Raw genomic sequence first — 15,341 nt, 5'->3', positions numbered from 1 at the left:
TTCAAGTTGTGTTCGCACCGTTCCAGTCCCATATCTGCCGACCGGTAAGGCGAAGGGACCACTAGGTTGCCTAGTTTTGGGCCCAATATTGTTGTTAGAATGGACATGGCTGGTATTTTGGAATTTTCAATCTTTAGTCACTAAAAATCCCGTAGAGTCAGTTAACATTAACGCTGACGCTGCGGGATTTTTGCGTACATTTTTACAAAAACCATATTTAACCCAAATAAATCCGCCAACTTGATTCGCATCAAGTTAATCCCAACCCATCCACGGCATAATGGATACATAAACAAGGAACGCAATACCTTAAACAACTCAGACAAAGAAAGGATCGTTATCTTATGGCATTTCAACGTTATATTTATGCTCACACCAATCCCATTACCTTCTGGTCAGCCGGCCTGATCATTGTCGGTTTCCTGAATGCTTGGTTTACCAAGGTGCCTTACATCACCGACACCGCTTGGATCATCGCTTCCGTTATCGCCGCAGCCCCCATTGTACTTCGGGCAATCAGCGCACTTAAAGCCAAGGTCTTCAGTATTGAATTACTGGTCGGCATCGCCGTTATCGGGGCGTTTGCCATCGGTGAATTTGAAGAATCAGCCATTGTGACTTTCTTATTCCTCTTCGGGTCTTACCTGGAACAAAAGACCTTGGCTAAAACGCGGGGCGCTATCCAATCCCTGACCGAAATGGCACCAACGACCGCCCTGTTAGTCAACGATGCCGGTGAAACGGAAGAAGTCGACGTTGACGATTTGGAAGAAGGCAACGTGGTCTTAGTCAAGGCCGGGGGCCAGGTTCCCGTCGATGGTAAAGTGGTCAACGGGACCGGTTACGTCAACGAATCCTCCATTACGGGTGAATCACGGCCCATCAACAAGGCCAATGGTGACGGTGTTTACTCCGGTGCCATGGTCGAAAGTGGTACCCTGCAGATTGAGGCCACTCAGGTGGGGGACGAAACGACCTTCTCCAAGATTATCGAATTAGTCGAAGAAGCCCAAGATACCAAGTCTCCCGCTGAAAAGTTCATTGATAAATTTGCCCAATACTATACGCCAGCCGTCCTGGTCATTGCCATTCTGGTTTACGTCTTCTCCCAAGACCTGCGATTAGCCATCACGGTTCTGGTTCTGGGTTGCCCTGGGGCCTTGGTTATCGGTGCCCCCGTCTCAAACGTGGCGGGAATCGGTAACGGGGCTAAGAATGGAATCTTAATTAAAGGTGGCGATGTGGTCGACAGCCTCTCCAAGGTCGATACGATTGTCTTTGATAAGACCGGGACCTTAACCACGGGTAAGATGGACGTGGCCGGCATGAAGCAATACACAACCGATGATAGCTTACTCGGGGCCGTCGCTCAGGTTGAACAGACCTCCGATCACCCCCTGGCAACGGCTATTACCACGCATCTGGCCGGCCGCATCGCCGCTGACGCCCCAACCATGACGACCGATACCATCAAGGGTCGCGGAATGATCGGCCACTGGCACGATGCCCCGCTCTACGTTGGGAACGCTGCTTTGTTAAAGGACAACGGGATTGACCTATCCGACGCCCAATTGGTGGATTTACACAACATGCAAGACGATGGTCAATCGACCGTCCTCGTCGGTTACCAAGGGAAATTAGCCTTCATCCTCGGCGTTGCCGACACGGTTCGGACTGAGGTTCCAGCCGCCCTCGCCGCACTGAAACGCCAAGGAATCAAGCATTTGGTCATGTTAACGGGTGACAACCAAGCCACTGCACAGGCCGTCGCTGAATCCCTGGGGATCGATGAAGTTCACGCCGACTTACTCCCCGCTGACAAGGTTACTTTCGTGAAGAAGTTCCAAGACATGGGTCGCAAGGTGGCCTTTGTCGGAGACGGGATCAACGACAGTCCTTCCCTGGCCACGGCTAGCGTCGGAATCGCCATGGGTGGTGGGACCGATGTCGCCATTGAAACGGCGGATGTGGTCTTGATGCAATCCAGCTTTACGGCGCTGAATCATGCGGTTGGGTTAGCCAAGAAGACGGCTGCCAACACGAAGGAAAACATCACGATTGCCATCGCCACGGTCCTCTTCTTACTGATTGGCCTGGTTTACGGCTACATCTACATGGCCAGTGGGATGTTTGTCCACGAAGCTTCAATCCTTGTGGTTATCTTCAACGCGATGCGCTTAATTGGCTACCATCCCCACGTTAACAAGCCAACGAAGCAACCCGTTCAGCAATTAGCCACGAATTAAAACAGTCGAATAGAAGCGACAAAAATCCGGTTACCCTGAAAGTTTGGGATAACCGGATTTTTAAGGCTCAAATTTTATCACTTGTGTCAGCATCTAATTTTGATTGGTCAAAATCACTAATGCTACTGGGGGCCGACTTATTACTAGCCACAAATTGGTCACAGTCGTTGCTAATCGCCTACATAAATTTTCTTATTGCTTAAATATGACGCTTAATCCAAACACAACCACACCATAGATAACGAGAGCCAATACCGCTCCCAATAAAAGACTGAGCAAGGCCGTGACACGATGATGCGCTAACCACGCCGTCAAAAAGTCAGCTAGCAAGAAAAAATTCAAGCTCAGCACCCCAAACCCCACTGACGGTAAACCGACTGCAACCAGTCCGCTTCCTAAAATGGCCATCCCCATCAGTACTAGTCCCAAGGGCTTTAACTGTGTCCCCTGTGCTAACGTTGCCGTCCATCTTGCGAATAAACCCCGCTTCACCTAATCGTCCTTTCTCGCATCATTCGATCCTAAAAAAGAGCTCACCATTTCTTCTCAGAATGATGAGCGCTCATTAGGCAATAACGGTTACCCATTATCACTTAACTTGATTATCGGCTTACTTCGTGAAAGTCCACTTAGCAGCTGGTGCAACACCGGCCTTAACAGCAACAACCTTGTTCTTGCTGTTAACGATCTTGAACTTCTTAGCAGAAGTGAAGCGTAAGTAAAGGTTCTTGGAAGTCTTAGAGCCCTTAGGGGTGTAAGTGATCTTCCAGAACGTTGGCGTCTTAGCATCTACGCTGTACTTCGCGTAAGAAACTAACGTCTTGACCTTCTTGCCATTCTTGTAAAGGTATTGGTTAAAACCAGTCTTTTGGCTGAAGACCATCTTTTGAGAGTACTTGTTAGCCGTGTTAGACTTCCAAGTCCCAGTAGGCGTCTTTACCGTAAAGCTAGCAGCCTTCTTGGTTGAAGTCGTCTTCTTAGTGGCCGTGGCCTTTTTAGCAGTCGTCTTCTTAGTCGTTGCTGTCTTCTTAGCAGCTGCTGCTTGAACCCGGATGATCCGGTAGAAAGACGTCTTCGTCTTTGGGTTCGTAGCGTAAACGTAAACGTTCGCGTTCTTCTTTAACGTCTTAGCTAATTTAACCGTGTACTTACCAGTCGTCTTAGAAGCCGTGGCACTACCAAGGTTAGCCTTGGCATTCTTAGTCGCCTTGACCGCGATCTTAGACCCCTTAGTGGCCGTCCCCGTGATCGTCTTAGAATTGCTGTAAACTGCCTTAACACTCAAGTTAGGCCCAACATGCGTTGCTGCATGTGCCGTCGTCGCTGGCGTCATTGCCGTAGCGGGAACCGTGGCACCAATCGTAAATAAAGTGACCAAACCAGTCATCGCAACCATAAATTTCTTCATTGTTTTCCTGACCCCTTATAAGCCGGTAAAATTACCGGCAAAATATTTTTCTAACCGCCTTGTAGTATAACAGATTTGGGACAAATTAGTGACAAATTTATAACCAGGTTGCCCCTTCTTTAACAACACTTAACACAAATTAATCCGTCACCCACTCTTTAGCCGTTAATCGCCGGCAAATCAACCTTGACCGCAACTCGCATCCGCTTTATGGCACCGCTTTCAAAATATGTTAAGCTAAAGGCACAACGTTGTCATTTTTGCCAGATATCCCGTAATCTTCAAACCGGAAATATTACAGAAAGGGCGTGTATTTATAATTATGAAAATAAACATTCTCGACACGGCCAGTTATTCCGAAATTAAGCAAAATGCTACCGAAACCATTCAAGCGGCTATTGACCAATGTGCCGCCGCGACTGGCGGTGAAGTCACCATCCCCAGTGGGTGTTATACCATTGATGGCCTACAACTTAAGACCGGTGTGACCCTGAACTTGGAGGCGGATGCTACGCTGGTGGGCAGTGGTCACGACGCCAACTATACCCATCGGCCCGGTCCCTTTGAGCTAAACCGCAACCACACGCCAATCTCGGCACTCATCTACGCCAAGGGCCAGCGGAACATTGGTATCACCGGTGAGGGCCACATCGATGGCCATTACACCGCCTTTATCTACCCCCATCAAGATGACGCGGTTCATTTGAAATTTTACAAATACCCACGCCCAATGACCATCTACTTTGAAGACTGTACTAACGTCACGTTGGCCCACATCACGGTCAAGAATGCCCCCTTCTGGACGATTCACCTGGTAGGCTGCCACAACACGGAAATTAGCCACATCGCCATTCACAATGAAGTGCGCATGCCCAATACGGACGGCATCGACGTTGATCGGAGCAAGAACACCTACATCCACGACTGTGATATCCTGACTGGCGATGACGCCATCTGCCCCAAGTGTACCGAAGAAACCGCGCAATATGGGGATTGCACCGGCCTTCTCGTTGAAGATTGCTTCATAAAAACGCAAAGTGCGGCCGTCAAATTCGGCAGTAGTAGCTTCGGTAATTTTGAGAATTGTAAATTCCGGCGATTGACCATTCGTGATACCAACCGGGGACTGGCCTTTCAACTGCGTGATCCCGGCAGCGTGAACAATGTCAGCTTTGAAGATATTTCGATCGATACCAAGCACTATAGCAAAGAGTGGTGGGGCGCCGGTGAACCGATCTACCTGACCCTATTGCCACGCGATGCTGAGACCGACCTCAGTGCACAGACGCTGCAAAACATCACGTTCAAGAATATTACCTGCAACGCTGAAAATGGCATCTTCATTGCCGCGGATGTTCCTGCGGCGATCAGGGGGCTAACGTTCGAAAACGTCACGGTCAACCTGCGCCAAAACGCCGATACACCAGTGGCTTTTGACCTCCGTCCCTGGCAAGGAACGCCCAAACTACAGCGGCCTTTGCACCTCATCACGAACCTAGCGGGTGCCGAACTGCAGCTCAACCACGTTCAGGGGAAGTTTCCTAATGGTCTGATGGTGTCGTTGTAATGACGTGGCGTAGTTTTCCACCACCTACGCTCGTGGCGCCTTATGATAATATTCCCGATACTTTTTATAAAAAAACGTTCGATTCGATATTCCCACTTGTTTAATAATTTCACCGACCGGCATCTGGGTGGAAGCAAGTAGCGTATGCGCATGCATGATCCGTTGCTTAGTTAGAACATCCGAGAACGTTTCACCCACAATGGAACGAAAAAGATTACTCAAATAGTTACGATTATAGCCGTACTTCTGTGCTACGTAAGATAAACTAATCGTACTATCATTGTCATTAATGTCCTGCAAGATTTTGGTAATTAATAATTGTGGTTTCGTCAAATCCTTATCAACATCGACAGCATAGTTTCGGACCAGTTGGGCAATCAGAATTGATAGATAGGCCTCAATGATGGTATCTGCATAATCCCGTTGGAGATAGTACTCTTCAATGATTCTATCTAAGGTTTCCTGAATCTCGCGCCCATTCTCTTGGCGAAACAATAGATAAGAGGCCCGATTTCCCACCCCCACCTTCCGATTCACTAAGAATTCGTAAAGCACGCTTCGACTGCTACGGAGACTGTTTAACAGATCAATATTAATCGTCCGATCTTGAAATAAGATATTAATCAGCAAATCATTCGTTCCTAGGTACCCGATAGAATGCTCGCAACCTACGTCTAACAGTAATAAGTCGCCCTGATTCAAATGAATTTCTCGATGACCCACAACCTCATCCGCTTCCCCACGTAACATGTAATTAATCTCTAGAAAGGTATGCGTGTGCATCGGGTACGGTGCATATCGGTTATGCTTACTGATATAAATGTTTTTATTCTTGAAAAAGTAGTTATTCAAGACCAGTGTATTTTTTCGCTTGGTCAGTTGGCTATCGTAAGCTGCCAACGGTATGTCATTATGAAATTCATAACTCTTCAATTGTTCTTTTTCAATCTTAGTTGGCTTCATCAAACTATTTAAAATATTATCGAGCATACTGTCATATCCCCTCGAATTAGCAAAAACGTCTCATACGTCATAAATTAAATTTATGCCTATGAGACGTTTTTTATTCTATTAAGTTCTATTAGTTCGGTTGAACAGAGTGGTTCGCTGGTGTTTGCTTGCCATCATCTTTTTGATGGTTATCTTTTAACATGTCATATTTCTTTTCAGCACGAATCATACTAAACCCAGCCAGTCCAAAGATAACGACAACGCCAACAAATCCCCACATGGTGGTCTTAATAGTTCCAGGCAAAACCAAGAGTGGCGTTACAATGGCTAACAATCCACATAGAAAACGTGAGAAGCCATTGATGAATCCCTGAATACTTGCCCGAATTTCAGCTGGGAAGGATTCTTGTGTCCAAACTTTATAGATTGCTTCACCAGAGAGCATACTTCCTACACCCCAGATCAACATGAACGCAACAATCATTGCAATAGAGTCACTACCAAAGATGGCCAAGCCCCCCATCGCAATTAAGGCACAAACAACTCCGATTGCAAACCATGTATTTCGTTTGGCGGAGCCGGCAATCGTCACGTAAATCCCCAGAATGAACAGCGCTGCAATGTGCAAACCTAATCCAATCCCAGTAGATAAGGTCTGCGAAGCACCCGCCTTAACCAGAACGAAAGTCGTAAATTGGCCCCAAGTGTTGGCAATAAAGTTCCAAAATACATAGTAAATTAAGATGCTAGAGAAAAGATACAGATACTTTTTATGATCAGGATCCTTGAATAACGTCCGAATAATTGAAGCTCCGTTGGCTTCTTTCATTTCTCCAGAATCTTTGACTGCTGCCAAACGTTCCGCAGCGGCCGCATGAAGCTTCTTAATTGTACCTGACAGAGTCCGCCACAACCAGACAATTCCAGCAACCGCGGCAAAGATGGCAAAAACGATCCGACCACCTGTAACACTCATTGCGGAAACAATAAACGCCGCCCCAGTTGAGACAAATTGACCGACTTGCCAGAAAATTTGTGTCGAGGCAACCATTTGCGAAGCCATCTTCTGATCCGGTGCATCCCGGGAAATAACAGTCAAAGAGACTGGTAAATCGGTTCCCGATGCAACCCCCGCAATAACAGTTCCTAGTAATAACGTCATAAAGTTTGACGCAAATACACAGACCAACGCGCCGACTGCATAAGCTAAATTAACCCAATTAAAGACACCAACTAATCCTACTTTATCGGCAAAACGACTACCGAAAATCGAACCAAAAGCAATCGCAAACGTTAAAGACCCAGAAATAATACCCACTTGACCATTTGTCAAATTCAATCCGGCCTGCCATACCGTAATCGTACTAGCCAAACCAACAATAATCCCAGAACCTAGCATTGATCCTAAACCAGCTGCTGCAGTTAATCCCCAGTAGCTTCCATATTTTCTCATCATAGTTAAAGCCCTCCATGACCTAACCTATCTATAGACAATGACATAGTTACCCGATGGCAAAACGACATGACTATTCTCTAATCCTGGTTGAATGTCTTCTTCACCGTCATTAACTTTAAGTAGTTGGCTCCCCTTCGGTAGTTCAACTTGAACCTTAGCATTCATTGGAACATTGATACTAATTTTCTTTTGTTGTCGCTCGACAATAAATTTAGCCTGAATAATTCCTTTTGAACTAGGCGTTGTAACTTCTAGACGTTTTAATTGACCAGGCTGAATTCGCAATCGAAATAAATCAAATCCTGGTTTCAACGGAACAATGCCCATAATACCTTGAACAATTGTTAAGCCTGGCGTTGCCCCCCAAGGGTGGGATAAAGTTAGGTTTGGCTTGTAGTAATTGCTCCAAGCTTCTGGTGCAATAGTTGCTTTCAAATTATCCAGAATAGCCGCAAAGGTCTTCTGATCCTTACGATTATCCGGATTGGTCAATAACCTTAAAGCATCTTCTGAATGCCCTGTATTGATCAGTCCTTTTAGCATGAAGTAGATAAAGTAGACGCTACCAATGAATTCACCATCATTAGCAACAAATCGACTGAGTTTATCCGCCATTGCCTGATCCTCATACATTCCATAACACAGGGCATACGCTGAGGAGTGGTGGGCTGCATGCCGATTAGCCTTCAAATTTTCATCTAACGAATCCTCGTAAACACCACGATCACTATCATAGAGATAATGAATCATCTGTTTTTTAATCGTTGCCGCACGGCCAGCATAGAAAGCTTGATCTTCGGAATGGCTTGTAACCGAAGCAATCTGACTCATGATCCGATAAGCCCCGTAATAAATCGCGTTAAACGGCGTATTGTATTTTCCTTCAATAAAGCCATCTCGTTCTCGAATTGGCCAATCAATCAAGCCATCACCTGTGACCAAGCCAACTTGCTCATCAAAATTATCCGTTCCATGCTGACCGCGTTTAAACTTTTCCTTTAAAACAGCATAGCGATTATTTAATAGCGTCTGATCGTTCGTATAGAGATAATCCTGCCAAGCCATCTCAACGTTAAATAGCTTGTAATCTTCCGGCCAAGTGGGATCATCTAATAAATAGTCTATCGAATGACGGGCCAGTGAATAGTGCGAAGATAAAACATAACTGGTATTGCCATTAACTAGTAAATCTCCTTCGTAGGGCTTTCTTTCACGTGCTTGTGAATCAACATAAACATCCTGATTAGTGGCTTCAATCGTATACTTTGAAAGCTCATACTCTCTATTGAGAAGCTCATTGTCACTATGAAAGGCACCCTCATCCTCGTCAAAAGATTGGGCAATAGCCCATCCCTCAAAGTTATCCGCCGTTAAATTCCCTATAAAGCCCGTGATTTCAATATACCGAAAGTTTTTCATCTGAAGTGTTTCGAAATTATTATCGCCGGCGATGAGCGTCCAAGTCTCTACGTAATCTGGTCCACAAGCCAAGTGATGACGAACCTGCCCGTTATCCTCCAGCTGCTCACCCATTGCAACATTAATCCGTTGAGCCTGTGTGCTGTGAATACGCACACGTAAGCTTCCAATAATTTCTTTGCCCAAATCAATGACATAGTCTTGTGGTCCCCGTTTGATAATCGCCTTTGTTGGTTCATTTCTCACTATCCGGCAGGAATTCTCACTACGGTAGGGATACAGTGCTTCGGTCTCATTAATCAAGTCATCCGAATTATATCGAGCCTGTGACCACGCCTGATCGTTGTAATCTAGTGATGCCCAATTTTGCGGATAATCATTCATATTTATATTTTCAGTAACCATTCCAAAGTATAGACTCCGCATCCGAACGCCATAATCGCCAAAAGCATTACTTCCATCGAGAACCTTCCAGTTCTCGTTAGTGACCATAATCGTCTTTTTTTCGCCATCATTTAGATAAACATTTAATTGTCCCCAGAAGGCCCGCCGAGCTGATTGCCCCGTAGCTAAAACACCAATAACATTTTCATCTGCCAGAACATCCGTCACGTCGTAGCTATTATAATAAATCGCCGTTTTATCGGAGCCTTCGTAATGAGCCTGGGGCCGGGCTGAACCAACCCCAATCGAGGTGCCATTCACATATAAATCAAATCCCTGTGTCAGCACGGGTTCATTTCCCCGAGAAAATGCCGTCAAAATTGCCGTATCTACGTCCAGCGTAGATAGTGTAAACTTAGGGCTCCGCATAAACACGACGTTTCCTAAGTGTGGCAACTCTTGCCCCTTTTGTTTAAGTGTATTTGTCCAAATACCGTGGTTTTTCTTAACCAGTGTTTCTGATTCGCAAATAAATTTATTGGACTGGGAAAAGTCACTGACACGGCCAAAGTTATCCTTAATCCGAACCTGCCAATAGTAGAGATTCCCGGAATCGAGAAACTCTGAGAGTTTAGGAATCAGTACTGATGTATTCTGATCTGATGCAATCCAACCACTGTCAAACAGATAATCTCTATTTGCTAGTTCATGGAGTCGTTTGGAAACGACTACTTCAAATGCCGTCTGAACACTGCCCGTCCGATTGCTGTGATCCCACCAACTAAATCGTGGATGTTTTCGGACATTATAAGCAAAACCAAGTAAATTTACGTTTAAATGTGTCGGCTGTAATAACCGATCTATAGCTGCTGTCAAATTCAATTCCTCCTATATCTTACTTAAATCACTGATTTTCTGGCCAAACCTTGTCGTAATCAACACCCGTCAAATCTTTAACAATTTGGGCAACTTTTGGATCAACATCTTTCTTGCTGCCACCTTGACGTAGACGATCAATTTCACCTAAAACAATGGCGTGGCTCTGCTTGTTCAGCTTGAAGGTCAAAGCGACTAACAAAGCTAAGACGATCAGACCACCTGTACCAAATAACAAAATGTTAGCAATCGCATGTTGTGCGGCAATTGGTTCAGACGTCGCATTCTTTACAAAGTGGCTACCGTCTAAGACAAATCCAACAGCAATCGTGGCAACGGCCACTGTCGATTTTCGCGTAAAACTCATCACTGCCGCAAATATACCGGCCCGTCGGCGTTTCGTTACGATCTCATCTAAATCAGGAATAAATGGAAAGACGTTCCAAGGCGTAAACTCAAGCGTCGCCCGCCCAATTTGATAAACCAGCGAAATAAAGAAGAGAATTAGAATAATATGATGTGTGATATGAAGCTGAAAACAGATATAGTAGGCAATTAACATCAACAGCATCAAACCGTATCCTGTAGTGTAAAGAAATTTAGGACCATACTTCACCATGGCAAAACCCGCAACAATAGTCACAACCAACCCAATTAAAGAAAGAGATAACATATTAGCAGCGACCGTAGCCGATAACCCCAAGCAATAAATACAGAAGTAAGCAAAGACTGTGTTAAACGTATCTTTCCCAGTGAAAGAGAACAGATAAATGAGTAAATGCTTACGGAAACTCTTAATTCTTAGAGTTGAACCGTAATCTTTTAAAAGTCCCCATACTCTCTGACCTACACTGCCTCTATTAACTGCATCTTTTTCTAGCTCAGCCGCCATCTCTGGTGTCACTGGCTTTTCCCAAGTAACGGCGTAACAAACATAGACTCCAATAACAAAGATGATGGCAAACATTGTTCCGTTTACTAGGAATGGAACAGGACTATTCTGCCCTAGAATGGCAAATAATTGCCCCGGAATGAATGTCGCTAAGAAGGTTGCGCCCGCTGAGATAAACATTCGTGCGGAAGACAACTTGGTTCTTTCGTTATAGTCATCTGTCATTTCGTTCGGCAAGGTTTCATACGGAATCATCATGGCACTTGAGATCACTTCGAAGATCATGTACGTCGCAAAATAATACCAATAGTTCATCCCTGCAATCCAAAGCGTTATGTATAGCAGCATCAACGGTGAGCCAATCAGCAAAAAGAAATGCCGACGGCCAAACCGTTTGCCTAGTTTTGTCTTATAAAAGTTATCTGTAAGGCTCCCCATCAATAAACTGCAGATGGCATCGGCCACTCGAGCTGCACCAATAATTGAAGCACCTTGAACCGCCGTTAAATTACAATAAGAGGTATAGAAGAAAAGCATCCAGGCCCCAATGATGGTCATCGAGCCACCGCCGACGAAATCAACAATACCGTAACCTATGCCACGCCATACCGTGATTTTTCGTGGTGTATAAACTTTGTTCCTACCCATTTTTTCAGCTCCTATCTCTAGATTTTCGAATTAATTCTGACAACTTATAAGTTCTCGTTAAGCATAAAATCCGATAAAACCGCCGTCAATGAAGCGCTTACACTTTAAAAATATAAATGCCAATGTAACTTAAGCCCACCAAGGTGACAGCACTTTTATTTATTTTTTTTGATACCAGTCAAAACTGTATATTTGATACGCTTAATATGTAAATACGACTATGACACACTTGCTCTTGTCAGAAGCCACTTGTCTATTCAAAATTCCTATTCCTCTCATGACGCACAAAATCACCGCTAAAGTGATTACTTCGCAAATTCACCCAACTTACTGGGACCAAATCACAATTGCTGTGCCTCCTTCAATCTCTGTACCCCACCCTTATTTTTCATGAAAATATTAACGCCCCTTCAACGCGTCTCACGTTACTTAGGGACGTTTTTTTGTTAGACTACGGGTGATAGCGATTTCATAGTTTCCCCAGTTGTCGCTTGCTTCCATGGCCTTTTCGCCAGTAGCAATTGGCTTTCATGAAAACGACAGAATCGTGAAATCGTTGTTTTCATAGCGTTGCAACCGGTTGTCTAAAATTCAATTTCTTGGTTTAAAAAGGTCGCATTTCACGACAAAGGGGCGTATAATAACTTTCGAAGTGGTCTAGACATACTTTCTGGACAACTCGCGGGTTCCCAAATGGTTGCCCCCATTTGCGGATAACCGATGGCAACATGCATTTTTTGGTAGACACTGCTCATATAACAGATTTAAAAACTTAAGGAGTGACGATCTCTTGGCAACTGAACGTAAAGCTGTATTCTTATTCTTCGGGGGTACCGGTGACTTGGCTTACCGGAAACTCTATCCAAGTCTCTTCAACTTGTATCGTAAAGGTAACTTACGGTCCCATTTCGCCGTTATCGGGACTTCCCGGGCCAAAATGGACGATGACAAGTTCCGCGCTGCCATCAAGAAGTCTTTGGCTGATAGTGGTAACCGCACGGATTCTAAGGAAGCAAGCGACTTTGTTTCGCATTTCTACTATCAAGACCATGACGTTACCGACACGGCCCATTACGCCGTTTTAAAGGAACTGATGGACAAGTTAGACAAGAAGTACAAGGCTGAAGGCCACCGGATTTTCTACCTATCAATGGCGCCTCAATTCTTTGGCACTATCGCCCAAGACCTGAAGACCCAAGGCTTACTATCTGATGAAAAAGATGCCTTCAACCGTTTGGTTATCGAAAAGCCATTCGGTCGTGACTACGATTCCGCTAAACTCTTAAACGATGCCCTCAGCAAGTCATTCGACGAAAATCAAATTTTCCGGATTGACCACTACTTGGGTAAGGAAATGATTCAAAACATCGAAGCCCTGCGTTTCGGCAACACTTTAGTTGAATCCTTGTGGAACAACCGTTACATCGACAACATCCAAGTGACATTATCTGAAAAACTAGGTGTCGAAGAACGGGCTTCCTACTATGACAACAGTGGTGCTTTACGGGATATGGTGCAAAACCACATCATGCAAATCGTCTCACTGTTAGCCATGGAACAACCCGTTGCCTTCACGGATACCGACATCCGGGCTGAAAAGGTTAAGGCTTTACGGAGTCTGCGTGTTTACAACGTGGCCGACGCCGCAACCAACTTCGTTCGTGGCCAATATGGCGCAGTCAACGAACAAGCCGACTACCGTCACGAAGATAACGTCCCTCACGATTCAACGACTGAAACGTTCGTTGCTGGGAAGTTGTTATTCGACAACTACCGTTGGTCCGGCACCCCATTCTACATTCGGACTGGGAAGATGCTCGCCGACAAGTTCACGCGGGTTGACGTGGTCTTCAAACGGCCACTCGTGGATATCTTTGCCTTTCCACAAAGTCAAAACACCCCACTGGCTGCCAACGTCTTAACGATCTTCGTTGAACCACATGCCGGTTTCTCTCTGCAATTAAACGCCAAGACCAACGACACTGGCTTCTCAACGGAACCAATCAAGTTGGACTACTTGGTCGATGCCCAGAAGTCAAAGGACACTCCAGAACCTTACGAACGCCTGTTACACGACGTCTTGAAGGGTGACGGGACCAACTTCTCCAGCTGGCCAGAAGTTTCCTACGCTTGGAAGTTCGTGGACCAAATCCGTCGTGTTTGGGACTTACAAGAACCACAATTCCCTAACTACACGCCACATTCCATGGGCCCAGCCGCCGCTGAAGAACTCATTCAACGTGACCACCGCGAATGGGTTTACCGTTTAAACAACTAAAATTAAATAAAACCACCGTCTTCCCGAACTTTGCCGGGAAAACGGTGGTTTTTTGCTGTTCTCTACTCTATAGGTTAATTCCTAGACTTTCATTAGATCCCGCAATTTTGTTGGTAACAAGTTTGTAGGTGACATCTGCTAGAGAACTTAATGATGTTTGGAATCCAGAAACTGGTTCGCCTTTTTGAGAAATTTTGGCAGTATTAGGTCCATCAATCAACATACCAGGTCGCAATAATGTGTAATTCAAGTTCGAATTTTCAATAATTTGAGCGGCCTTTAAATTGTGGATTTGATTAGGATTGTTTTTTACATTATCTTTGCCATCAATTTCAGCAGGTATTTCATTGTAAATACCCATAGCAACCATAAAAATCAATCGATTAATGTGGTTTAATTTCATGCTGGTGATCATTTCTTGGGCCATTCTAGATAGTTCTAAATCTGAATTTTCAGCAGATAAAGCGGATATTACAATATCAGATTCATTCATAGCTTTATTCAAAGCATTACGATCATGAACGTCGGCTGCAAAAGTCCTTTCTCTAGCTGAATCAATGGTTAACTTGTTTGCATGTCGCGAAAATAATTTTAGTTGATAATCAGTGTTTTTTAGTAGTGATTTTCTTATTTCAGAACCGGCGGTACCAGAAGCTCCTAAGAGTAAGATATTTTTAACCATGCGATTCTCCATTTCTTTTGATTACTTTGGCCGGATTGCCTGCGACAACATCAAAATTAGCAACGCTTTTTGTAACTACAGAACCCGCACCAACAATTGCATGTTCACCAATCGTAATACCAGGTAAAATAATTGCCCTAGCGCCAATCCAAGCACCTTGTTTTATATGGATCGGTTTTGTATTCAAAATATTCATTTGTTTTATATCATGATTTGCCGTTAATAATGTAACGTTAGGGCCAATTTGAACATTATCCTCAATGGTAATACCGCCCAAAGCCACTGTTGTTAGACTATGGTTGATAAAAACATGATGTCCAACATTGATTTTGTTGGCTCGGTCAATGTACGTAGGTGTCCAAATCGTACTATCGGTGGGTAGATGATTTTCAAAAAGCTGGTTTAAATAAATTTTAACTTTGTTATCAATTGGATTAGTAGAATTGATTTTGAAACATAAGGATTTAGATCTATCAGTATCTATAGTTAAGTGCTTATATTCATCTGAATTCATATTGTAAGTTTTCATAATTC

At 44.5% G+C, this 15,341-nt stretch carries 11 protein-coding genes; 3 read left to right on the top strand and 8 right to left on the bottom strand.

Going from position 1 to position 15,341, the window contains the following annotated elements; translation table 11 throughout:
• Nucleotides 1-344: 344 nt before the first annotated feature.
• Complete coding sequence (locus tag FD28_RS01735) at nucleotides 345-2,246, top strand: heavy metal translocating P-type ATPase (protein WP_057731982.1); 1,902 nt, start codon at nucleotides 345-347, stop codon at nucleotides 2,244-2,246.
• 192 nt (nucleotides 2,247-2,438) lie between these two features.
• Here FD28_RS01735 and FD28_RS01730 read toward each other — a convergent pair whose 3' ends face one another.
• Together FD28_RS01730 and FD28_RS01725 are read right to left on the bottom strand one after the other, a co-directional pair.
• Nucleotides 2,439-2,738: a hypothetical protein gene (locus tag FD28_RS01730; RefSeq protein WP_057731980.1), complete on the bottom strand. Its 300-nt coding sequence runs from the start codon at nucleotides 2,736-2,738 to the stop codon at nucleotides 2,439-2,441.
• Between the two features lie 118 nt (nucleotides 2,739-2,856).
• Nucleotides 2,857-3,654, bottom strand: a complete 798-nt coding sequence (locus FD28_RS01725) for an Ig-like domain-containing protein (protein WP_057731978.1) — start codon at nucleotides 3,652-3,654, stop codon at nucleotides 2,857-2,859.
• A gap of 322 nt (nucleotides 3,655-3,976) precedes the next feature.
• Here FD28_RS01725 and FD28_RS01720 point away from each other — a divergent pair, with 322 nt between their 5' ends.
• Entirely contained in the window at nucleotides 3,977-5,221 is a 1,245-nt protein-coding gene (locus FD28_RS01720) for a glycoside hydrolase family 28 protein (protein ID WP_235806826.1), read from the top strand.
• 24 nt (nucleotides 5,222-5,245) lie between these two features.
• Here the strand turns inward: FD28_RS01720 and FD28_RS01715 are convergent, their stop codons facing one another.
• The 4 genes from FD28_RS01715 to FD28_RS01700 form a co-directional block, all read right to left on the bottom strand.
• Nucleotides 5,246-6,211 carry an AraC family transcriptional regulator gene (locus tag FD28_RS01715; RefSeq protein WP_057731974.1) on the bottom strand — a complete coding sequence of 322 codons (966 nt, stop codon included), beginning with the start codon at nucleotides 6,209-6,211 and terminating at the stop codon, nucleotides 5,246-5,248.
• A 91-nt stretch (nucleotides 6,212-6,302) separates the two neighbouring features.
• Complete coding sequence (locus FD28_RS01710) at nucleotides 6,303-7,625, bottom strand: MFS transporter (RefSeq protein WP_057731986.1); 1,323 nt, start codon at nucleotides 7,623-7,625, stop codon at nucleotides 6,303-6,305.
• Nucleotides 7,626-7,652: 27 nt separating this feature from the next.
• Nucleotides 7,653-10,307 (bottom strand): family 78 glycoside hydrolase catalytic domain, encoded by a 2,655-nt coding sequence (locus FD28_RS01705; protein WP_057731972.1) that lies wholly within the window; start codon nucleotides 10,305-10,307, stop codon nucleotides 7,653-7,655.
• Nucleotides 10,308-10,335: 28 nt separating this feature from the next.
• Nucleotides 10,336-11,847 (bottom strand): MFS transporter, encoded by a 1,512-nt coding sequence (locus tag FD28_RS01700; RefSeq protein WP_057731970.1) that lies wholly within the window; start codon nucleotides 11,845-11,847, stop codon nucleotides 10,336-10,338.
• Between the two features lie 790 nt (nucleotides 11,848-12,637).
• On the opposite strand from FD28_RS01700, the gene zwf reads away from it, so the two are divergent.
• Entirely contained in the window at nucleotides 12,638-14,125 is a 1,488-nt protein-coding gene (gene zwf / locus FD28_RS01695) for a glucose-6-phosphate dehydrogenase (protein WP_057731968.1), read from the top strand.
• 67 nt (nucleotides 14,126-14,192) lie between these two features.
• Here the strand turns inward: zwf and FD28_RS01690 are convergent, their stop codons facing one another.
• A complete protein-coding gene (locus FD28_RS01690; protein WP_057731966.1) occupies nucleotides 14,193-14,807 on the bottom strand; it encodes an NAD(P)H-binding protein in 615 nt (204 codons plus the stop codon).
• Nucleotides 14,800-15,336 (bottom strand): DapH/DapD/GlmU-related protein, encoded by a 537-nt coding sequence (locus tag FD28_RS01685; RefSeq protein WP_057731964.1) that lies wholly within the window; start codon nucleotides 15,334-15,336, stop codon nucleotides 14,800-14,802. The genes FD28_RS01690 and FD28_RS01685 overlap by 8 nt, the downstream gene beginning before the upstream one ends.
• Nucleotides 15,337-15,341 lie beyond the last annotated feature (5 nt).

Source organism: Levilactobacillus hammesii DSM 16381, assembly GCF_001434395.1.
Classification (GTDB): domain Bacteria; phylum Bacillota; class Bacilli; order Lactobacillales; family Lactobacillaceae; genus Levilactobacillus; species Levilactobacillus hammesii.
Note: the sequence above shows the minus strand (reverse complement) of the source record. Positions and strands in the feature narration are given on the sequence as shown.